This is a genomic window from Caballeronia sp. LZ034LL, from assembly GCF_031451215.1.
Lineage (GTDB): Bacteria > Pseudomonadota > Gammaproteobacteria > Burkholderiales > Burkholderiaceae > Caballeronia.
In genome coordinates, this window is sequence record NZ_JARUXR010000004.1 from 377,722 (window position 1) to 397,725 (window position 20,004).

General features: G+C 67.2%; 20 protein-coding genes. 8 read left to right on the forward strand and 12 right to left on the reverse strand.

Features of this window, described 5'->3' with window-relative positions; all coding sequences use genetic code 11:
• Window positions 1-1,386: an MATE family efflux transporter gene (locus QCE83_RS29070; RefSeq protein ID WP_309819373.1), complete on the reverse strand. Its 1,386-nt coding sequence runs from the start codon at window positions 1,384-1,386 to the stop codon at window positions 1-3.
• 90 nt (window positions 1,387-1,476) lie between these two features.
• Here QCE83_RS29070 and QCE83_RS29075 point away from each other — a divergent pair, with 90 nt between their 5' ends.
• On the forward strand, window positions 1,477-1,797 hold the full coding sequence (locus QCE83_RS29075) for a YnfA family protein (protein ID WP_309819374.1): 321 nt from the start codon (window positions 1,477-1,479) through the stop codon (window positions 1,795-1,797).
• 31 nt (window positions 1,798-1,828) lie between these two features.
• Here the strand turns inward: QCE83_RS29075 and QCE83_RS29080 are convergent, their stop codons facing one another.
• Window positions 1,829-2,848, reverse strand: coding sequence for a DUF2891 domain-containing protein (locus QCE83_RS29080; RefSeq protein ID WP_309819376.1), 1,020 nt, complete (start codon window positions 2,846-2,848; stop codon window positions 1,829-1,831).
• Window positions 2,849-3,235: 387 nt separating this feature from the next.
• On the opposite strand from QCE83_RS29080, the gene QCE83_RS29085 reads away from it, so the two are divergent.
• Both QCE83_RS29085 and QCE83_RS29090 read left to right on the forward strand, forming a co-directional pair.
• On the forward strand, window positions 3,236-4,531 hold the full coding sequence (locus tag QCE83_RS29085) for an MFS family transporter (protein WP_309819378.1): 1,296 nt from the start codon (window positions 3,236-3,238) through the stop codon (window positions 4,529-4,531).
• A gap of 229 nt (window positions 4,532-4,760) precedes the next feature.
• Window positions 4,761-5,432: a hypothetical protein gene (locus QCE83_RS29090; protein WP_309819380.1), complete on the forward strand. Its 672-nt coding sequence runs from the start codon at window positions 4,761-4,763 to the stop codon at window positions 5,430-5,432.
• Between the two features lie 4 nt (window positions 5,433-5,436).
• Here QCE83_RS29090 and QCE83_RS29095 read toward each other — a convergent pair whose 3' ends face one another.
• Together QCE83_RS29095 and QCE83_RS29100 are read right to left on the reverse strand one after the other, a co-directional pair.
• Window positions 5,437-5,589 (reverse strand): hypothetical protein, encoded by a 153-nt coding sequence (locus QCE83_RS29095; protein WP_309819382.1) that lies wholly within the window; start codon window positions 5,587-5,589, stop codon window positions 5,437-5,439.
• An 83-nt stretch (window positions 5,590-5,672) separates the two neighbouring features.
• Window positions 5,673-6,695, reverse strand: coding sequence for an AraC family transcriptional regulator (locus tag QCE83_RS29100; RefSeq protein ID WP_309819384.1), 1,023 nt, complete (start codon window positions 6,693-6,695; stop codon window positions 5,673-5,675).
• 177 nt (window positions 6,696-6,872) lie between these two features.
• Here QCE83_RS29100 and QCE83_RS29105 point away from each other — a divergent pair, with 177 nt between their 5' ends.
• The 3 genes from QCE83_RS29105 (at window position 6,873) to QCE83_RS29115 (ending at window position 10,627) form a co-directional block, all read left to right on the forward strand.
• Window positions 6,873-8,006, forward strand: a complete 1,134-nt coding sequence (locus QCE83_RS29105) for an acyl-CoA dehydrogenase family protein (RefSeq protein WP_309821166.1) — start codon at window positions 6,873-6,875, stop codon at window positions 8,004-8,006.
• 30 nt (window positions 8,007-8,036) lie between these two features.
• Entirely contained in the window at window positions 8,037-9,743 is a 1,707-nt protein-coding gene (locus tag QCE83_RS29110) for an AMP-binding protein (RefSeq protein WP_309819386.1), read from the forward strand.
• A gap of 173 nt (window positions 9,744-9,916) precedes the next feature.
• Window positions 9,917-10,627 carry a hypothetical protein gene (locus QCE83_RS29115; RefSeq protein WP_309819388.1) on the forward strand — a complete coding sequence of 237 codons (711 nt, stop codon included), beginning with the start codon at window positions 9,917-9,919 and terminating at the stop codon, window positions 10,625-10,627.
• A gap of 73 nt (window positions 10,628-10,700) precedes the next feature.
• Here the strand turns inward: QCE83_RS29115 and ydiK are convergent, their stop codons facing one another.
• The 8 genes from ydiK to QCE83_RS29155 all read right to left on the reverse strand — a co-directional run bounded on the left by ydiK (window position 10,701) and on the right by QCE83_RS29155 (window position 17,880).
• On the reverse strand, window positions 10,701-11,858 hold the full coding sequence (gene ydiK / locus QCE83_RS29120; RefSeq protein WP_309819390.1) for an AI-2E family transporter YdiK: 1,158 nt from the start codon (window positions 11,856-11,858) through the stop codon (window positions 10,701-10,703).
• 223 nt (window positions 11,859-12,081) lie between these two features.
• On the reverse strand, window positions 12,082-13,230 hold the full coding sequence (locus tag QCE83_RS29125) for a DUF1501 domain-containing protein (protein ID WP_309819392.1): 1,149 nt from the start codon (window positions 13,228-13,230) through the stop codon (window positions 12,082-12,084).
• 4 nt (window positions 13,231-13,234) lie between these two features.
• Window positions 13,235-14,662 carry a DUF1800 domain-containing protein gene (locus tag QCE83_RS29130; RefSeq protein ID WP_309819394.1) on the reverse strand — a complete coding sequence of 476 codons (1,428 nt, stop codon included), beginning with the start codon at window positions 14,660-14,662 and terminating at the stop codon, window positions 13,235-13,237.
• 42 nt (window positions 14,663-14,704) lie between these two features.
• The gene (locus QCE83_RS29135; RefSeq protein WP_309819395.1) at window positions 14,705-15,220 is read right to left on the reverse strand and encodes a periplasmic heavy metal sensor; all 516 of its coding nucleotides are present in this window, start codon (window positions 15,218-15,220) and stop codon (window positions 14,705-14,707) included.
• Entirely contained in the window at window positions 15,217-15,651 is a 435-nt protein-coding gene (locus QCE83_RS29140) for a hypothetical protein (RefSeq protein WP_309819398.1), read from the reverse strand. Before QCE83_RS29140 ends, QCE83_RS29135 begins: the two co-directional genes overlap by 4 nt.
• Window positions 15,648-16,238, reverse strand: coding sequence for an RNA polymerase sigma factor (locus tag QCE83_RS29145; protein WP_404985819.1), 591 nt, complete (start codon window positions 16,236-16,238; stop codon window positions 15,648-15,650). The genes QCE83_RS29140 and QCE83_RS29145 overlap by 4 nt, the downstream gene beginning before the upstream one ends.
• A 265-nt stretch (window positions 16,239-16,503) precedes the next feature.
• Entirely contained in the window at window positions 16,504-16,845 is a 342-nt protein-coding gene (locus QCE83_RS29150; RefSeq protein WP_309819400.1) for a YXWGXW repeat-containing protein, read from the reverse strand.
• Window positions 16,846-16,965: 120 nt separating this feature from the next.
• Window positions 16,966-17,880: a LysR family transcriptional regulator gene (locus QCE83_RS29155; protein ID WP_309819402.1), complete on the reverse strand. Its 915-nt coding sequence runs from the start codon at window positions 17,878-17,880 to the stop codon at window positions 16,966-16,968.
• A 106-nt stretch (window positions 17,881-17,986) separates the two neighbouring features.
• On the opposite strand from QCE83_RS29155, the gene QCE83_RS29160 reads away from it, so the two are divergent.
• Together QCE83_RS29160 and QCE83_RS29165 are read left to right on the forward strand one after the other, a co-directional pair.
• Complete coding sequence (locus QCE83_RS29160) at window positions 17,987-18,934, forward strand: alpha/beta hydrolase (RefSeq protein ID WP_309819404.1); 948 nt, start codon at window positions 17,987-17,989, stop codon at window positions 18,932-18,934.
• A gap of 78 nt (window positions 18,935-19,012) precedes the next feature.
• Window positions 19,013-20,002 (forward strand): glutathione S-transferase family protein, encoded by a 990-nt coding sequence (locus QCE83_RS29165; protein ID WP_309819406.1) that lies wholly within the window; start codon window positions 19,013-19,015, stop codon window positions 20,000-20,002.
• Window positions 20,003-20,004: the final 2 nt, after the last annotated feature.

Here is a 20,004-nt window from a genome sequence, read left to right on the forward strand (position 1 = left end):
TCAATCGGGCATCGGAGCGCAAAGGGCGCGCTCCACCCCCGGCACCTGCACCGCCAACGTCACCCCTCGCGCGACCATGAAGATGGCAAGCGCGAGCCACAGCCCGTGATTCCCGAGCGTCCCTGCCAGCCCCCACGCGGCCAGCAGAAACACGCCAAGCGACACCGCCATCGCCTGCATGAGTTCCCGCGTCCGCGTAGCGCCGATGAACACGCCATCGAGCAGAAACCCCGCCACCGACACCACCGGCAGCACCGCCGCCCACGGCAGATAACGCACGGCGGCCGCATGCACGACGGCCTGATCGGTCAGCCTGCCGATCATCCACTCCCCACTTAGCGCATACACGACCGAAAACCCCGCCGCGCCAATGACCGACCACAACATCGTGACTTTCACCGCCTGACGGAACGCATGCCGGTCGCGCGCCCCCGCCGCCGCGCCGACGAGCGCCTCCGCCGCATGCGCGAAGCCATCGAGGCCGAACGCCATGAAGGTCTGAAAATTCAGCAGCACGGCGTTGGCGGCGAGCACCGCATCGCCCTGTCGCGCGCCGAGATGCGCGAACCATGCATAAGAACCCAGCAGGCAGATGGTGCGAACGAAGATGTCCCGGTTGATAGCCATCAGACGCTTCAACGCATGCCCGTCGAGCAGCATGCGCCAGGCGGGCGCGTCGAGTCCGCGCGGACGCAGGCGCCACAGGATCGCGACGCCGAGCACGAAGCCGCAGAAGTCGGCGAATGCCGTGGCCGCGCCGATGCCCGCAATGCCCCAGCCGAAGCGATACACGAACAGCAGCACCGCAACGATATTCACCAGGTTGATGAAGATCTGCGTCACGAGCGCGAGCCGCACCCGCTGACAGCCGAGCAACGCGCCGAGCACGACATAGTTGCCGAGCGCGAACGGCGCGGCCCAGATGCGCGCGTGACTGTAGGCGCTCGCGGTGTCCTGCACGGCTGCGCTGCCGCCCAGCGCGGCGAGCGCATAGCGGATGACCGGCAACTGCAACGCGAGGACCGCCATGCCGATCGCGAACGCCAGCAACATTGCGCGCAGGACGCTGGCGCGCAAGGCCGCGTCGTCGTGCGCGCCGAAGGCCTGCGCGACCAGGCCCGTCGTGCCCATGCGCAGGAAGCCGAAACCCCAGAAGACGAAACTGAACACCAGCCCGCCGAGCGCGACGCCGCCAAGATACTGAGGTCCATCGAGATGACCGGCGACGGCCGTATCGACGGCGCCGAGGATCGGTTGCGTCAGATTCGCGAGGACGATGGGAAACGCCAGCGTCAGCACGCGCTTGTGCCAATGCACGGGCAACGCGGCCGGCTTGCCGGGTGGATCTTGCGAAGTTGTCTGCACAGCGGTCGAACGCGCGTTCATGCGCGCGTTTCGTGGATTCGTGGGGAAGGCGTCATTGTCCGGAGCACAAGCCCGCGACGCAACCTTGCTTCACCCCGGATAATGCGCGTCATGAAAACCTTCGCGCTCTATGTCATCACGGCGGTCGCCGAGATCGCCGGCTGCTACTTCCCGTATCGCTGGCTCAAGCAGGACGGCTCGCCCTGGCTGCTCTTGCCCGGCGCGCTGTCGCTGGCGCTGTTTGCGTGGCTCCTGACGCTGCACGCCGCGGCGGCGGGACGCGTGTACGCGGCGTACGGCGGTGTCTATATCGGCGTGGCGATCATGTGGCTATGGGCCGTCGATCGCATCCGGCCCACCGCGTGGGATCTCGCGGGCGCGGCGATCGCGCTCGCGGGCATGAGCGTGATCGCCTTTCAGCCGCGCGTTTGAACCCTGACGCGGCCAGAAGAAGCCAACCCGCTCAGGCCTCGAGCGCCAGCAGCGCGAAGGTTGCGAGCCAGTGCTCGCCCATGTAGTCCCCCGCGACGTGCGCAATCCCCGCCGCAAGATGCTCGTCCGCGCTCGCGGTCAGCACGGCGATGCGCGCATCGTCCGGAGGCAGGGCGCGCGCGAGCGTCCGCTGACACCAGGCGCGGCTCAGGTTCAGACCGTCGAGGTGGGCGAGCTTGCCGTCACTGCGGTCCGTGACCGTAGCCGGCGTGAACAGCGTCGCGGGCTCGCGCGCCGAGATCCGTGGCAGAAATTGGTCGAACCAGCCGACGAAGCGCCCATCCGGCAGCACATGCCGCATCAGCACGGCTTCCATCAGCGAGGGCGAGAGGAATTCGTCGCCGGCCGGTTCCCACGCCTGGCACGCTTCGTCCTTCTCGAACCAGCGCAGCGCGGTCGTGCTCAGCAAGCGTTCGAAGCCCGCGTCCTGTGCCACGCGCGCATAGCCCAGCGCGAGCGTCAGCGCGAACGCCATGTTGAAGTGCGTGCCGACCCTGAGCGGGTAGGTCGATTTCGGCAGGAACTCCACGAAGCGCGCGACGAACGCATCGGCGAGCGGTTGCAGCGTCCGGGCCCAGCGCCGGCCATCGTCGGAGGTCATCGAACGCAGCTGGCCCGCGAGCGCAAGCAGCCACGCCCAGCCGTAGGGCCGCTCGAAGCCGCGCGCAGCGGGGCGCTGCAGATAGGCGACCTCGGCCGCGACGTTCGCCTCGGTGACATGTTCGTCGATCACGGCGCGGATGCGCGGCGCCTCGGGCAGATCCGGAAAGCGCCCGAGCAGCCGCGCGATCAGCCAATAACCGTGCACGCAGGAATGCCAGTCGAAGCTGCCGTAGAAGATCGGATGCAGCGCGCGCGGACTTTGCACGTCGGCTGCGTCGGCCATGACGTGATCGAGCTTGTTGGGATACTCGCGGGTCAGGTGGCCAAGCGCGACCTGGGCAAATTTCGACGCCAAGGCGGCGTCGAGGATCGGAGCGTGTGGATTCATGCGGACCTCACGTGGGCTGTCTCTGGATTCCGAGACTTTATCGATAAATGATGGATAAAGTCTCGAATAAGGGTAATTACCTAAGCCGACATGTAGGACGCGGTCGGATCCTTGCCTGAAAGCCGCCAATCAAACTTCTGCAAGCCGCGCGAATGCCTTTGCCACAAGCCTGCGGGGGCGTTTCAGGGCCGTCGCACGTGCCACGCGAACCGCGCCAACCCGCCGCCCGACCCGCCCGCAATGGGCGTTTGCCCGCCTGTCCGGCACGCGCCGCGGCGCGGATCGTCGTATAAACTGGCGCCCGAATGCCGCCAGGAGCATTCCGCACCGGGGTCACGAGCCCCGCGACGCGTCATTTGCACAACGACCAAGAGATCAAGACACGACATGAATGACTTTCCTGCCTACACCGCGGAGGACACGCGGCGCCGCGTTTTTGCGATCGTCGGCGCTTCGTCGGGCAACCTCGTCGAGTGGTTCGACTTCTATATTTACTCGTTCCTCGCGCTGTACTTCTCGGCGGCGTTCTTCCCGGGCGGCAATCCCACCGTGCAGCTGCTCAACACCGCAGGCGTGTTCGCGGCGGGCTTCCTGATGCGTCCTATCGGCGGCTGGCTGTTCGGCCGGATCGCCGACAAGCATGGCCGCCGCAACGCCATGATGATCTCGGTCCTGATGATGTGCGGCGGTTCGCTCGTCATCACCTTCCTGCCGACCTACGCGAGCATCGGCGCGTGGGCGCCGTTCCTGCTGCTCATTGCCCGGCTGTTCCAGGGCTTGTCGGTGGGCGGCGAATACGGCACCAGCGCGACCTACATGAGTGAAGTGGCCCTGCGCGGCCGGCGCGGCTTCTTCGCGTCGTTCCAGTATGTGACGCTGATCGGCGGCCAGCTCGGCGCGCTGCTGGTGCTCGTGGTGCTGCAGTTCTTCCTCTCGACCGACGAACTCAAGGCCTGGGGCTGGCGCATTCCGTTCTTCATCGGCGCGTGCGCGGCGCTGATTTCCCTGTACCTGCGCCGTTCGCTCGATGAAACCTCGACCGCCGAAACGCGGGATCGCAAGGAAGCCGGCACGCTGGCCGGCCTGATGCAGCACAAGGCCGCGTTCATGACCGTGGTGGGCTTCACGGCGGGCGGCTCGCTGATTTTCTACACGTTCACGACCTACATGCAGAAGTACCTGGTCAACACGGCCGGCATGCATGCGAAGACGGCCAGCAACGTGATGACCGCCGCGCTGCTGGTCTACATGTTGTTGCAGCCGGTGTTCGGCGCGTTGTCGGACCGGATCGGCCGGCGCACCTCGATGCTCTGGTTCGGCGGCCTCGCCACGCTCGGCACCGTGCCGCTGCTGCATGCGCTGTCGGGCGTCACGAGTCCGGTGATGGCCTTCGTGCTGGTGGTGGTCGCGCTGGCGATCGTGAGCTTCTATACGTCGATCAGCGGTCTCATCAAGGCGGAGATGTTCCCGCCGGAAGTGCGTGCGCTGGGCGTGGGCCTTTCGTATGCGGTCGCCAATGCGATCTTCGGCGGCTCGGCGGAATACGTCGCGTTGTGGCTCAAATCGGCGGGCAACGAATCCGCTTTCTTCTGGTACGTCACGGTGATGTGCTTCATCTCGTTCGTCGTGTCCTTCCGCATGCTCGAGCCGAGCAAGGAAGGCTATCTGCGCAACGAACCGTAAGCGTCGCGGGCCGGCTGCCGCGCACTGTGGTGTGGCAGCCGCGCCGCGTCGGGACGGGCCGCGCACACCGACGGGCTTGCCGATGGCGCCAGTATGGTGTTTGATGCGGGTTGTGACGGCGCGCCATGTGCGGCGTGCCAGCGTAATCGGGAACCGGAGTTGCATGCGCGCGCACCCCGCGCGCTACACCGATGGCGGGTTCGAGCCTCGGTCTGCCTGGAGCCTGTTCATGGAAGATTTCGACGAAACGCTGTTTGTCGTCTGGCGCGCCAATCTGAGCGTGCTGGTCGGCTCGCCGGGAGGCGCCGGACGCCTCGCGCGCATGATGAACTTCTCGCCGTCGTTCATGAAGCTCATCGTCGCGGGTCAGCGCGACTTCAATGAGGAATTCGTGCGCGGCATCGAGCTGGTGGCGGGCCTGCCGCCGCACTGGATGGATGAGCGCCACAGCGCGGCTGAAGTGCCGCCGGAAGTGCAGCGCGCGCTCGATGAAGAAACCCCGATGGCCGTATTCCGCGGCACCGCGCATCCGGCGCCGAAGCGCTCGGTGCTGCGCGGCCCGGAACCGCTGCTGTCCCAGACCGAGGCGACGCGCCGCGTCGCCGATCTCGCGCAGCAGCAGGCGGAGAACAACCGGCGTGACATGCTGTTCCGCAAGAACCGCGAACTGCTGTCGCAGGACCTGCGCCGCCTCGAACGCCAGCTCGGGCTGTTGCAGGTCGACGCGATGCAGCCGAAAGTGGATGAACTGATCGCCTCCGACCGCATGAGCGAAGCGGCCAAGGCGGATCTCACCGGACGCCTGGAGCAGATCGACAAGCACGTCAAGCTGCTGCATCAGCATGTCGAGAAGCTCGTGACGCTGCTCACGGCGCCCGACGAACCCGAAACGGGCGATTGATTTTCTACTGCTTTTTGTCCTCGTCGCGGCGTTCCCGCTCGGGATGCACGGCGATCGGATCGCTGGCCGGAAAGCTTTCTTCCAGCGCCTCGTCGAGCAAAGCATCTTCGTCGGGGAGGTCCTGCTTGGCAGGGTCGTCGCGGCTGGGCTTCGTCATGGTGCGCTCCGTGCGGGTCGTCGATTTCATGCCGATAAGGCGAGGCGAAAGTTGAATATAGCAGCCCCGCTGCGCCCCCGCAGTCAGCGCCCCCGACGGTAATCCGCGGGGCGCACGCCCGTCCACTTCCTGAAGGCGCGCCGGAATGCGCTCGGCTCGGCAAAGCCGAGTGCGTCGGCGATCTGCGGAATCGTCTCCCGCGTATGCGCAAGGCGCGCGATGGCGAGATCGCGCTTCAGCGCGTCCCGGATCGCCCGATAGGTCGAGCCTTCCTGCTTCAGCCGCCGGCGCAGCGTCGCCTCCGCCATGTTGAGCGCGGCGGCCAGCGGCTCCGCTTCCGGCCAGTCGGCGGGCGGTGTCTCCCTGAGGTGCCGTCGGATGCGCGCCGTCAATGAATCCGGATTGCGATACTTGACGATGAAGTTGGCCGGCGCCGCGCGCAGGAAGCGTTTGAGCGTCGCGCGCGTCTGCACGACCGGCAGCGTCGCGCAGCCGGCATCGAGATCGACGAACGAACGCGCCGCGCCGAAGCGCATGTCATCGCAGAACATCAGGCGGTATTCGTCGCCGGCTTCGGGTTCGGGGCAGCGCAAATGCGCGGCCAGCACCGGAATGCGCCGGCCGACCAGCCAGCACAGCAGCCCGTATACGAGAATGAAGCCGGTCGCGTAGGCGAACATCGTGCGGGCATCGCCACGGTCGTCGAGCCAGATGCGCACACGCGTGCCGTCGATGTCGGGCGTGAAGCGCAGTTCGTCGAGCACCAGCCGCATGAAGTCCGCGATGCGCGTCAGCGCCTGCGTGCCGTCACGCGACGAGAGCGCCGCGTGACACATCAGGACGAAGCTGCCGCGGCGCATCGGATGGGCGTCCTGGCCGAAGAACTCGTCGTCGAGGGCGTCGGCGACTGCGTGCCACAACTTGCCGTACTGCATCGGCGACACGCGTGCACGCGGCGAGGTGAGCATTGCCGGGGCGATGTCCGCCGCGGCCAGCAAGCCGTCGCGCGCGACCCCGCGCGCCTCGGCGCAGCGCAGCGCGGCTTCGACGAGACTTACCGCGATCGAATCGCGTTCGACGTGCTTGTCAGGACTTGGGGTTGTCACTAGGTGGCCAAAGCGCTCAGTTAGCGTGATCGTTTCGGGCATCGGCCAGGGTCCGGCGATTGCCTAGACTCGAACGGATGACCGCCGACGTCCACCAGCATGGGCGGCCAGCAAGCTTACACGATCGATGCCGCGCGACACGGCGCCGACCTCGAGACCTTTCAGACCAGGACCATGATCGACCCATTCCTCACCGAAGAGCAGCGCATGATCCGCGACGCGGCGCGCCAGTTTGCGACCGAAGTCCTCGCGCCCGATGCGGGCCAGTGGGACCGCGAAGGCGCGCTGCCGGACAGCGTCATCCGGCAACTGGGCGAACTCGGCCTGCTCGGCATGATCGTGCCCGCCGAGCTGGGCGGCACCTTCAGCGACTACACCGCCTATGCCCTCGCGATGGAAGAGATCGCCGCCGGCTGCGCCTCGTGCGCGACGCTGATGAGCGTGCACAACTCGGTCGGCTGCGGACCGATCCTCGCCTACGGCACCGACGCGCAAAAAACCGAGTGGCTGCCGAAGCTCGCGAGCGGCGAGGTGATCGGCGCGTTCTGCCTGACCGAACCGCAGGCCGGCTCCGAGGCCAACAACCTGCGCGTGCGCGCCGTCGAACGCGACGGCCAGTGGGTCCTGTCGGGCAGCAAGCAGTTCGTGACCAACGGCGCGCGCTCGGGCGTGGCGATCGTGTTCGCGGTCACGGACCCGGAACAGGGCAAGCGCGGCATCTCGGCCTTCATCGTGCCGAAGGACACGCCGGGCTTCAATGTCGGCACGCCGGAACACAAGCTCGGCATTCGCGCGTCCGATACCTGCCCGATCACCTTCGACGACTGCGCGATTCCCGCCGCCAATCTGCTTGGCCAGCGCGGCGAGGGTTTGAAGATCGCGCTGTCGAATCTGGAGGGCGGGCGCATCGGCATTGCGGCGCAGGCGCTGGGCATCGCCCGCGCGGCCTTCGACGCGGCCCGCGCCTATAGCCGCGAACGCGTGCAGTTCGGCCGGCCGATCCATGAACATCAATCGGTCGCGAACAAGCTGGCCGACATGCAGACGCAGATCAACGCCGCGCGCCTCCTGATCCATCACGCGGCGCGCATGCGCACGGAAGGCGTGCCGTGCCTGTCGGAGGCGTCGCAGGCGAAGCTGTTCGCCTCGGAAATGGCGGAGCGCGTGTGTTCCGATGCCATCCAGATCCACGGCGGCTATGGCTATCTGGAGGACTATCCGGTTGAGCGGCATTATCGCGATGCACGCATCACGCAGATCTACGAAGGCACGAGCGAAGTGCAGCGGATGGTGATCGCGCGCAACGTCTGAGCGGTGCCCTATAAAAAACACGGAGACGCAATGAACGACGCCACGGCTTTCATCGAAGCACGAGATTTTCTGTTTGCGCATCGCACTGATTACGACACGGCCTATCGCGACTTCAAGTGGCCCGTGCTCGACCGCTTCAACTGGGCGCTCGATTACTTCGATCCGATGGCCCGCGACAATCACGCAGCGGCCTTGCATATCGTCGATGAAAGCGGCGGCGCGACACGCCTTTCGTTCGCGCAGATGAGCGAGCGTTCGGCGCGCGTGGCGAATCATCTGCGCGGGCTGGGTGTCGCGCGCGGCGAACGCATCCTGCTGATGTTGCCGAACCGCGTCGAACTGTGGGACGTGATGCTCGCCGCGATGAAACTTGGCGCCATCGTCCTGCCCGCAACGACGCAGCTCGCGCCCGCCGACCTGCGCGATCGCATCGCGCTCGGTCGCGTGCAGCATGTGATCGTCGATGCCGCCGATACGCCGAAGTTCGACGGCATCGACGTGCCGGGGCTGCGCATCGCCGTGGGCGGGGCGCGCGAGGGATGGCTGGATCACGGCGCCGCTTACGAAACGTCGCCGAAGTTTGCTCCGGATGCCGAAACGAATGCCGCCGATCCTTATCTGCTGTATTTCACGTCGGGCACGACCTCGAAGCCGAAACTCGTCGCGCATACGCACCAGAGTTATCCGGTGGGACATCTGTCGACGATGTACTGGATCGGCCTGCAACCCGGCGACGTGCACTGGAACATCAGTTCGCCGGGCTGGGCGAAGCACGCGTGGAGCTGCTTTTTCGCACCGTGGAACGCGCGGGCCTGCGTGTTCATCTACAACTTCAGCCGCTTCGACGCCGCTCGCGCGCTCGAAGTGCTCGTCGAGCACGAAGTCACCACGCTGTGTGCGCCGCCGACCGTCTGGCGCATGCTCGTGCAGGAGCCGCTGGCGTCGTATGCGGTGAAGCTGCGCGAGATCGTCGGTGCGGGCGAGCCGCTGAATCCGGAGATCATCGAGCGCGTGCACACGGCGTGGGGCCTGTCGATCCGCGACGGCTACGGCCAGACCGAAACGACCGCGCAGATTGCCAACACGCCGGGACAGCGGCTCGTGCCCGGCTCGATGGGCCGGCCGCTGCCGGGCTATCGCGTCGCGCTGCTCGATCCGGACGGCATGGAGACGGAAGAGGGCGAAATCGCGCTGGCGCTCGATCCGCCGCCGCTCGGCCTGATGACCGGCTATGCGGACAATCCGAAGGCCACGGAGACCGCAATGCGCGGCGGCTTCTATCGCACTTCGGATGTCGCGTTGCGCGGCAGCGACGGCTATTTCGTCTATGTCGGCCGGGCGGACGACGTGTTCAAGTCGTCGGACTACCGGCTGAGTCCGTTCGAACTGGAGAGCGTGCTGATCGAGCATGAGGCGATCGCCGAAGCGGCCGTCGTGCCGAGTCCCGATCCGCTGCGCCTCGCGGTGCCGAAGGCCTTTGTCACGCTGCGTCATGGCTATGCGATCGGGCCGGATCTCGCGCGCAGCGTATTCGCGTTTTCGCGCGAACGCCTGGCGCCCTACAAGCGCATCCGCAGGCTCGAATTCGCCGAGTTGCCGAAGACCATCTCGGGCAAGATCCGCCGTGTCGATCTGCGTCGCCAGGAAGCGGGGCGCACCGAAGACGGCGCGCGCGGCGAATTCGAGTTCTGGGAGGAGGATTTCCCGGAGTTGCGTCAGACCAACAAGGCAGGGTGAAACGTTCGGGGGCGCTGTGTCGGCATGATGCGGCGCGCTCGCTGGATAACCCGCGCAAAACGCATTCCCCCGACGATTTTCGCAAGCAAATGTTTCCGCGCCGAACCGTCCTCCGGACCGATGGTCGAATCGCCCTGATTCAGCATCGGACCCATTGAACAGGAGGACGGATCATGTCGAAACCCGCAGCGCGCCGCGCAATCATTGCATCGGGCATTGCATTCTCGTTGCTGGCTCCGGCCGCATCGTACGCGCAACTCAATCTGCAGCAGTTCGGCTTCGGCAGCGCCAAGTCGGATGTCGCCGGCGCGGCTTCTAACCAGGCCGCGCAGCCCGCGGCGCTGGGCTCGCTCGTGCAGAACTATCTCGGCGCGAATCAGCAAGTGCTGACGGGGCAGTCGAGCCTCGCATCGGCGATGGGCATGTCGAGCGCCGCGAGTCAGGCGCAGTCGGCGGCGGGATTGCTGTCGGGTGCAACGGCCGGCAGCGCGCCGAGCACGAGCGTGTTGTCGCAACTCGGCGGCACGCAACAGAGCGTGTCCCAATCGCTGATGCAGGCGTTCTCGAACGGCTCGCCCACGCCGCCCACGGCCGCCAGCAAGCAGACCTTCAGCGACGGTCTCGCGTCACTCGGTCAAGGCGTGAAACAGTACGCGGGCCTGCAATCCGATCTCGGCTCGGTCAAGAACTCGATGAACATGTCGTCGCTGCTGCAGGCCGGCTCGAATCCGGGCACCGCACAGGCTGCCGGCTATATCGCACAGTCGGCGCCGGGGCAGTTGCAGTCGCTGGTGCAGACGCTCACGCAGGCCGTGCAGTACGCGAGGGCCAATAACATCTCGGTGCCTTCGATCGCGACTTCGGCGTTGAGCGGCGTGAAATAATCGCGCGGGGCGTGCAGCATGGTGAAGCAGAGCGGCGGAGCTTTCGGGCTTCGCCGCTTTTTTTACATCGGCGTCAGGGCTGCCTTCGGGCTGCGTCCGCGAGATCGCCCGGAGTCGCGGCGCCGCGCATCGCTTCGACTTGCGGCAGCGGCGGCTGCTCGTTGATCCACGCGTTGAGGATGGTCGACGTCACGGCGAGAATCACCGGGCCGATGAACAAGCCGACGATGCCGAACGCGAACATGCCGCCGAGCACGCCGGACAGGATCAGCAGCATCGAGAGGTTGACGCCGCGCCGGATCAGGATGGGGCGCAGGAAGTTATCGAGCATCGCGATCATGATCGACCACACGAGCAACAGGATCGACGCGACATGCGCGCCATGCCAGAACAGCCACGCGACGCCGCCGAGCAGCGGCAGCAGCGGCCCGATCTGCGCGAGACACAGCATCAGCATGACGGCCGTGATGATGCCCGCGGCGGGCACGCCCGCGAGCGCCAGGCCGATGCCGCCCAGCGCCGATTGCGTAACGGCCGTGACCACGATGCCGAGCGCCACCGCGCGAATGGCGAGGCCGGCGAGCTTGACGGCCTCCGCTCCGCGCTGCGCGGCGATGCGCGTCGCGAAGCGCGTGATGAAGCGTCCCGCCGCTTCGCCGTTCATGTACAGGATGCCCGAGATGATCACCGTGATGACCATATGCACGACGAACACGCCGACCACGGCCGCGTGCGAAAGCATCCAGCGCGCGGCGACGGTCACGTAGGGTTCGAGCTTGGCAAGCAGGCCGCCGGGGCCGGCGTCGGAGAGCATCTGCCACTCTTTCGCGATGCGTTCGCCGGCGAGCGGCACGTCGTGGATCCAGCCGGGCGGCGGAGGCAGTGCGTAGGAAGGCAGGGTCTTGATGGCCGCCATGATTTCGCCGCCGTGCAGCGCGAGCGTCGAGATGGCCTCATAGAGCGGCAGCACGATGACGATCAGGAGCCCGAGCAGCATCACGCTCGTCGCCGCCCAGCGGCGATTCCCGGCGCGGCGCTGCACCGCGACCATCAGCGGCCAGGTCGCCACGACGATGGTGGTGGCCCAGATGAGCCCCGGCAGAAAGGGACGCAGCACATAGAGACTGCCGACGGTGAGCGCCGCGAGGATCGTGATGACGAGCAGGATGCGGGCGATGTCCACGGGTTGACGCGGCGGGGGAGTGTTGGCGGGGTTGGGCGTGGTGGACATGATGGTCAGGAGGGAGATTGGACGGGGGCGCGAGGCATCCGGACGAAGCCGTGCACGCGTGCGCTCGAGACGAACCAGCGATAAGCGAAAGCCGGCGATCCGGCAAGCCTGAGCGCAGAAAAACCGCCGCCATCATAACGGCAGCTCAATCCATACTACTAAAAATGTGTCGCAGCCTTGCCGGACGTCAGGTTCGCGGCGCGTGCGAAAGAATTGGAGCGGTTCAGCTTCTGAGCAAGCGATCTCGCAGCGTTGCGGTGCCGCCTTCGGGAAACAGCGTGGCCGCCACGCGTTGCGGATCGATGCCGAAGCTTTCGCCCGCCGCGTGCGCGATCACGGCATCGAGTCCGATGGTCGGCTTCAGGTCGCGCGCCTGATACAGCGATGCGTTCGCCAGTCCCGGCCAGTCCGCGAGCACGCGTCCGCCCGCCACCGCACCGCCCAGCAGCAGCGCCGCCGACCCCGTCCCGTGGTCCGTGCCGCCCGTGCCGTTGGCCGCGGCGGTGCGGCCGAATTCGGTCGCCACCAGCACAGTCGTGTCGGCCCAGTGCGTGCCGAGTCCATCGCGCAGGGCGCCGAGCATTGCGTCGAGCGCTTTCAGCTGCGTGGCAAGACGCGGGTTCTGCGCACTGTGCGTGTCCCAGCCGCCGGTTTCGATCATCGCGATGCGCGGGCCGTCAGGCTTGCTGAGGAAGGTCGCCGCAAGCTTGCCGAGGCTCGCCGGATCCTGCCGCGCGCCGGCGTCGGCGGCGAGGCCGCGTGCCTGCATCGCGGCGTCCCACAGCGGATGCAGTTGTGCGTCGCCGGCATAGAGCTGCGAGACGCGCGTGATGAGATCGTCCGGAGCCTGCGGCAATCCGGACGGCGCATAGGACGTGACGTCGGCGCGGCCGCGCAGCGCGAGCGGCACGGTCGGCGCGAGCGCGACGGCGTCGGCGCGCGGCGCGGGCAGCATCGACAGGAGGCGATTCAGCCAGCCGTCCTTCAACTGATACGGCGCGCTGCCGCCGGTTTCGAGCACGTTCTGGCCGTCGAAGTGCGAACGCTCGCGATACGGCGACGCCACCGCGTGGACGAACAGGGCCTGCTTGTCGCGATACATCTGCGCGGCCGTCTGCAAGGACGGATGAAGCGCGAACGTGCCGTCGAGCTTGCTGGCCGTCGTGGCGTCGATGGCGAGCGGTCCGCGCAGCGCCGCATAGGCCGGATCGCCATAGGGCACGACGATGTTCAGGCCATCCGCCGCGCCGCGCTGGATCACGAAGACGAAGCGGCGTTCGGTTTCCGCGGACGCCAGCACGAGTTGCGGCGCAATCAGCATCGCGCCGGCGCTTGCGCCTGCGCAGCGAAGAAATCGGCGACGGGTCAGCATGCGTTCATCTCCTCAGAAAATCGGGCGATACCAGCAGCAGCGCCAGCGCGGTCTGCGCGCTTTCGGCGCGCGCCACTGCGCTGCCTGTCGGTTCCGACAGCGAGCCCGCCAGCAGTTGCGGACCGAGCGCGCGGGCGTCGAGCGTCGCGCTGCTGCGCGCGGCAAAGCGCTGCGCGATCTCGACGCGGCGCACCAGCGCATCCGGCGCGGCCCAGCTCGCGGCGGCATCGTCGTAGCCGGCGGGCGAGCCGGGCCGCCATACCGGCTGCCCGAGCTGTCGCAGCAACGGCGCGGCGTGCATGTTTTCCAGGCCAGTGCGGCCGAGTCCGCGCAACGAGGAAAGCGTCCAGTCCCATGGCGACTTGAACTTGGTCGGCGTCGCGGGCCACGCCTCCGGCGCTTTGACCAGCGCGCGATAGACCGCGGGCAGATCGCCGCCGGTATCGCCGAAAACCTTCGCGAGCCGTTCGACCAGCGCGGGCGGCGGCGTATCGGCGACGAAGTGACGCACGAGCTTGTCGGCGATGTGCCGCGCCGTCGCCGGGGATGCGGCCAGATCGTGCAGCACCGCGAGCGGCTGCGCTTCGCCGTCCTGTGCGTACTGACGGCCCATCACCGTGCGCACGCCCGGTTCGTGCAGGCGCGGGCGGAAGGTGTACTGGCCGGGCGGCGTCGGATCGGCGGGATTGCTTGCAGCCTGCGCAGCCCGTGCGGACATCGCGCCGAGACTCCAGCCGGTCAGCGCGCGGGCGAATTCGGTCACGTCGCCCTGCGTATAGCCGGTGCGCGCGCCGAGCGTATGCAATTCCATGATCTCGCGCGCGAGGTTTTCGTTGAGGCCGCGCTTGCGGGCGGGATCGCGCATTTCGGCGCGTTCGGCGGCAGGGCTGTCGGGGCCGATCGAACGCGGCTGGTCCAGGAAGATCTGCATCGCCGGATGGCGTTCCACCGCCACCAGCATGTCCTCGAAGCGCCCGAGCACGTGCGGGCGGATCGCTTCGTTCTCGAACGAGCCGGCGAGCAGCGCGACCGGCGGCTTCTCGATCGACACCGCGAAGTGGTTCGCCCAAAAATGCACCAGACGTTCAACGAAGGGCGTCCCGGTGGTGAGCGCGCTCGTCACGCGGGCATCGACGGCGCTGACATACACCTCGCGGATCATGTCGCCGTATTGCTTGCGCAGCGCGGGCCGGTCGGCGTCGCTGGCATCGCGCAAGGCGCGCTGGCGTTCCGCGAAACGTTCGGCGAGCGCCGCGCTGGCCGGCTGACTGGCCAGCGCGGCAGGCATCGGCACATACGCGCCGCGGGCGGGATCGAGCTGCTGCGTGAGCCAGCCGTGCGGGTCGGCGGGCAGCGGTTCGCCCGGACGCGCGCCCAGGCCGAAGCGGTTCACCGCGATGGCGGCAGGCGTGAGCGGCGGCGCAAGGCTCATGGTCGTCTCCGGGGGCAGAGTGCTATCGGCGGCGCGCAGCCGTCAGGGCTGCCGTGGGGGCTGCGGCTGCGGCTGAAGTTGCGGCCGGTCCTCGGGCGGCACGGCGCGCAGCGGGCCGTAGCGCTCCATCGCGCCGACCAGCTTCAGGCGTTCGTCCAGCGTGAGCGTCGAGGCGAACTCGGCCACCGTGCCTTCGGTCAGCGCGCGCATGGTGACATCGGCCTGACGGGTGCGGGCGAGGGCGTTGTCGAGTGCCTGGCGGTCGAAGGTCTGCGCGGCGAGAATGTGCGCGATGTCGATCCGGCCTTCGCGCGATTCGCGTATCAACGGCTGGTTCGCAAGGCGCATCTGGCGCAAGGCCTGGTGCAGCTGCTTGCGCCTGTCCGGGGAAAGATCCGCCGCCGCGAAGCCGATGCCGCGCTGCAGCGTCACCCCCTTGCAGAACTGTTGCTTGAGCGGACCGGACAGGTAGTACACGCCGCCCACCAGCAAGCCGAGCAGGAACACGTTGAGCACGATCGACACGCCAGTCAGCGCCTTCAGCGCGCGTGAACTCATTCATCGCTCCAGTCCGAAGCGCCGCCGAACGCGGTGCCCGATAGGGTTTGTTCAAATCCGCCGTGTACGTGTTCATACGGTACGGATGCGGGTGCAAGCAGCGTCACCAGCAGCGCGCCCGCCGCGATGCCGGCCGCGCCCACGCCGACAAAACCCACGCCCGAAAACCACAGGCGCGGATTCAGCCACGGCGCGCGCGCAGGCCGCGGCGGCGCGGAAGCGATGATGCGCCGCGCGAGTGCCGGCGCAGGTCGGGCAACGGCGTGGGCGTCGAGCATGCCGTCGAGCGTGCGTGCCAGGGCCAGCGCCGCGTGCGCGTCGGCGTTGCCGTCGGCGAGGAGGGCGAGGGCGGCGTTGCGTTCACCGGCGGGCCAGCGTTCCGGGGACGCCCCATAAGCTTCAGTGAGGTAACGAAATCGGTCGGGGGTCATCGTTGCTCCTTCGGGGCTCTGTCATCGGGTCCGCTCTGACCGCGCGCAAGGTCCGTAAGAGCGGTCCTGAGATTGCGGCGCGCACGGACCAGCAGACTTTCGAGCGCTTCGACGCTCACGCCCATCAGATCGGCGGTCTCCGCGTTCGACAATTCCTGGTAGTACTGCAGCACCAGCGCCTCGCGCTGGCGCGCCGGCAAGCGTGCGAGCGCCGACGTGAGACGCTGGTTGGTGTCGCTCGTTTCGATGCGCTCGTCGGGCAGCGGCGCGGCATCTTCCTGTTCCGGAAGTTCGTCCGACATGGTTGTCTCTCGATTGCGCCGCAGCCGGTCGTAGCACAGGTTCAGCGTGACGCGATGCAGCCAGGTATCGAAGCGCGCCGCGCCGGGCACCCAGTCCGGCGCGGCTTTCCAGATGCGCATGAAGGCTTCCTGGGCCACGTCGTCCGCCTCGTCGCGATCGCCGAGCATGCGCGTTGCAAGCGCAACGATGCGCGGCAGCTTCTTCTCGACGATCTCGCGAACGGCGCCCGATTCCCGCTTGCCGACGCGGGCGATGAGGCGGGTATCCGGATCTGGTTCGTTCAAGGTCGTGTCGGTTCCTGTTGCGCGCGGTGAGCGGCCGGAATGTCATGGTTGTTGCCATCGTCAGTAGACGACGACCGGTCCGCGATAGTAAGCGGCGTGCGCCGGATACACGACGCACCCGGCGAGCGTCACGGCGGCGAGCGCCGCGGCCAGCAGTGCTTTCAGCATGATGCAGTCCTTCAATCAGATGATAGGTGCTCACGGCGGCAAGGGTTGACGTGCTGCGCGCGAGATGTATCGCGGCGCGGGTTTCAGGGCGCCAGACTCAGGCCCAATGTCCTTCGACCCAGAAATAGTTCGGCCCGCGCCGGGCCCAGTGTCCCGGGACCCAGTGGTGGCCCACGCGTACCGCGTTCCAGTGGCCAGGTACCCAGACATAGCGGCCGGGTCCCCAGCGCCAGTGGCCCGGATCCCATGCATAGCCCACGCGGGGCGGCGGCGGCGGTTCGACCTGGGGCGGCGGCGGCGGGGCCACCGGCGCCGCAACGACCGCCGGCGCAACGACAACAGCCTGTGCATGTGCGGGGCTGCTGTGCAGCGCGCCGAAGGAAACGGCCAGGATCGGTGCTAGCAGGGCGGCGCGCAGGGGCAAGGATCGGCTGGTCATGAATGTTCTCGTGTTTTCAGAGTGGTAACGAGAACTTGAACGCAGCGGGCGCCGAAAATCCGTCGCGATTCGCGCCCGAGAAATGTAACGATGTTTTACGGCGGAAGGTCAGGCGAAAAATCAGGCGAAGGCGTCGAGCCCGTCGACGAGATGCTTAGCGAGACGCGGCTGACGCAACTGTTCGATCCACCATTGCAGTGCGCGTCCTTCGTGATCGCCGCGCCATGCTACGTAGAGCACGTTGGGCTCGCGCGGATCGGCGGTCTTTTTCTCGATCAGCTCGCCGCGCGCCAGCAGCGTCGCGACGCGATGGCGCGGCAGCCAGCCCGTGCCGAGCCCCTGGCGCTGCACAAGAATCTTCGCCCGCATGCTGGGCACCGCGAGCGCCGCCTGGCCGCCGAGCACACCATAGGCGCGTCCTGCCGCGCGCGACGAATCCGCCACCACCACCGCCCGATGCGCCGCGATCTCCTCCCGCCGGAGCGGGCCGGCCGCGCTGGCGAGCGGATGGCGCGCCGCGACGGCGAATACCCACTCCATCACGCCCAGTTCGAACCAGCGCAGGCCCGGGATGGCGGGCGGCTCGTTGGTGGCGCCGACGATCAGATCGGCGCGGCCGTCGCGCAGGGCTTCCCAGGTGCCGCTCAACACCTCGTGCGTCAGGCGCAGCGTGACGCCGGACCCGAGCGCGTCGAACGCCTGCACGACGGGCAGCATCGTTTCGAATTCGAGGATCTCGTCGCACACGATCCACAGCCGGTCTTCCCAGCCGCTCGCAATCTGCTTGACGCGCTGCGCGAGCCGCCCGACGTCGAGCATCAGGCGCGCGGCTTCATCGGCGAGCAGATGGCCGGCGGGCGTCAGTTGCAGGCGGTAGCGGCGGCGGTCGAAGAGCAGGGCGTCGAAGCGCGTTTCCAGTTGCCGCGCCGCGTGGGAGACCGTCGACGGCGCCCGTCCAAGGCGTGCCGCCGCGCGCGAGAGGCTGCCGGTTTCGCGGATGGCATCGAGCAGTGCGAGTTCGTCCTCCGACAACATGTTCGACTCCATCGAACGAGTTCATCCGCGGCATCGTACGGCAAAAGCGGGCGGTGCGCCGAAGATTGGAGCCATCGGATAACACCACTTTCGACGGAGCTGAACGATGAACTCATTCCTGCCTTTCCTGCGCCGTACGGTCGGCGCACTGCTCGCGGCGGCCGCGTTGCTGCCGGCCGCGCAGGCTGCATCCGCCTCGACGGCGATCCAGTCGCGCATGATCGAAGCGAACGGTATCGAACTTCACTATCTGCAAGCAGGGAGCGGCGACGCGACGACGCCCGTCGTGCTGCTGCACGGCTACACCGAGACCAGCCACATGTGGCAGCCGCTGATGACGCGGCTGGCCGCCGACCGCGTCGTGCTGGCGCCCGATTTGCCGGGTGCGGGCGAGTCCGCGATGCCCGCCACGGGCTACGACAAGAAGACGCTGGCGCAGGACATTCATGCGATGGTGCGCGCGCTCGGCTATCGCAAGGTAAAGCTGGTGGGGCATGACATCGGGCTGATGGTCGCCTATGCCTACGCCGCGCAGTATCCGGACGCTGTGGACAGCATCGTGCTGATGGACGCTTTCCTGCCCGGCGTCGGCGACTGGCAGAAGGTTTGGCTGCTGCGTGACAAATGGCACTTCAATTTCTACGGCGACACGCCGGAAAAACTTGTGCGCGGGCGGGAGCGTGTGTATTTCGAACACTTCTGGAACGACTTCGCCGCCGATTCCACGCATTCCCTGAGCGATGCCGACCGCCGCTATTACTCGGCACAATACGCACGCCACGGCCGCATGCGCGCGGGATTCGAGTATTTCCACGCGTTCCCGCAAGATGCGGAAGACTTCGCCGCGTTCGCCCGGACGCCGCTGCCGATGCCGATGCTCGTTCTTGCCGGCGAGCGGGCTTCGGGCACCTTCCTGATCGACCAGGCGAAGCTCGTGGCGACGAACGTGCAGGGCGTGGTCGTGCCGGGCAGCGGACACTGGCTGATGGAAGAAGCACCGGACGTGACCATGGCGCAACTCGTGCGTTTCATCGACACATCCGCATCCAACTAATCCACCCGATGCCGCGGCGCGCGTCTTGCACCGCGCTGCGGGAACACCGCTGCGAAAACACTACAGGGAGCGTGCGAAATGGGACTTCTGGTCGATGGCAAGTGGCAGGACGCGTGGTACGACACGGCATCCACGGGCGGGCGCTTCGTGCGCAAGGAAGCGGCCTTCCGCAACTGGGTCACGGCCGACGGTGCGCCCGGCCCGAGTGGCGCGGGCGGCTTCCGCGCCGAAGCGGGCCGCTATCACCTGTACGTGAGCCTCGCGTGTCCGTGGGCGCACCGCGCGTTGATCATGCGGGCGCTCAAGGGCTTGCAGGGGATGATCGATGTTTCGGTCGTCCACTGGCTGATGCTCGAGAACGGCTGGACCTTCGCGGACGGTCCGGGCGTCGTGCCCGATCCCATTCACGACGCGCGCTTCATGCATCAGGTCTACACCGCCGCGGACCCGAACTACAGCGGCCGCGTGACCGTGCCGGTCCTGTGGGACAAGGCGCGCGGGACGATCGTCAACAACGAGTCGTCGGAAGTCATCCGCATGCTGAATTCCTCGTTCGACGGCATCGGCGCACTGCCCGGCGACTACTATCCGCACGAACTCCGCGAGGACATCGACGGACTCAACGCGCGCATCTACGACACGGTCAACAACGGCGTCTACAAGGCCGGTTTCGCGACCACGCAGGCCGCTTACGAAGAAGCGGTGATGCCGCTCTTCGATACGCTCGACTTCCTCGAAGCACGCTTGCAGTCGCGCCGCTATCTGACGGGGCCGCGCTTCACGGAAGCCGATATCCGCCTGTTCACCACGCTGGTGCGCTTCGACGCGGTCTATGTCGGGCACTTCAAGTGCAATCTGCGGCGCATTGCCGACTATCCGAACCTGTCGAACTACGCGCGCGAGATCTACCAGATGCCCGGCGTGGCGGACACGGTGAATTTCATGCACATCAAGCGGCATTACTACGAGAGCCACCGAACGATCAATCCGACGGGCATCGTGCCCGCCGGACCGCTGCTCGATTTCAGCGCGGCGCACGACCGCGCGCGGCTGCCCGCTGCGGCCTGATT

Coding starts and splice junctions, on each gene's coding strand:
- QCE83_RS29070 (WP_309819373.1), bottom strand. CDS start 1,386: ATGAACGCGCGTTCGACCGCTGTGCAGACAACTTCGCAAGATCCACCC.
- QCE83_RS29075 (WP_309819374.1), top strand. CDS start 1,477: ATGAAAACCTTCGCGCTCTATGTCATCACGGCGGTCGCCGAGATCGCC.
- QCE83_RS29080 (WP_309819376.1), bottom strand. CDS start 2,848: ATGAATCCACACGCTCCGATCCTCGACGCCGCCTTGGCGTCGAAATTT.
- QCE83_RS29085 (WP_309819378.1), top strand. CDS start 3,236: ATGAATGACTTTCCTGCCTACACCGCGGAGGACACGCGGCGCCGCGTT.
- QCE83_RS29090 (WP_309819380.1), top strand. CDS start 4,761: ATGGAAGATTTCGACGAAACGCTGTTTGTCGTCTGGCGCGCCAATCTG.
- QCE83_RS29095 (WP_309819382.1), bottom strand. CDS start 5,589: ATGACGAAGCCCAGCCGCGACGACCCTGCCAAGCAGGACCTCCCCGAC.
- QCE83_RS29110 (WP_309819386.1), top strand. CDS start 8,037: ATGAACGACGCCACGGCTTTCATCGAAGCACGAGATTTTCTGTTTGCG.
- QCE83_RS29115 (WP_309819388.1), top strand. CDS start 9,917: ATGTCGAAACCCGCAGCGCGCCGCGCAATCATTGCATCGGGCATTGCA.
- ydiK (WP_309819390.1), bottom strand. CDS start 11,858: ATGTCCACCACGCCCAACCCCGCCAACACTCCCCCGCCGCGTCAACCC.
- QCE83_RS29125 (WP_309819392.1), bottom strand. CDS start 13,230: ATGCTGACCCGTCGCCGATTTCTTCGCTGCGCAGGCGCAAGCGCCGGC.
- QCE83_RS29130 (WP_309819394.1), bottom strand. CDS start 14,662: ATGAGCCTTGCGCCGCCGCTCACGCCTGCCGCCATCGCGGTGAACCGC.
- QCE83_RS29135 (WP_309819395.1), bottom strand. CDS start 15,220: ATGAGTTCACGCGCGCTGAAGGCGCTGACTGGCGTGTCGATCGTGCTC.
- QCE83_RS29140 (WP_309819398.1), bottom strand. CDS start 15,651: ATGACCCCCGACCGATTTCGTTACCTCACTGAAGCTTATGGGGCGTCC.
- QCE83_RS29150 (WP_309819400.1), bottom strand. CDS start 16,845: ATGACCAGCCGATCCTTGCCCCTGCGCGCCGCCCTGCTAGCACCGATC.
- QCE83_RS29155 (WP_309819402.1), bottom strand. CDS start 17,880: ATGTTGTCGGAGGACGAACTCGCACTGCTCGATGCCATCCGCGAAACC.
- QCE83_RS29160 (WP_309819404.1), top strand. CDS start 17,987: ATGAACTCATTCCTGCCTTTCCTGCGCCGTACGGTCGGCGCACTGCTC.
- QCE83_RS29165 (WP_309819406.1), top strand. CDS start 19,013: ATGGGACTTCTGGTCGATGGCAAGTGGCAGGACGCGTGGTACGACACG.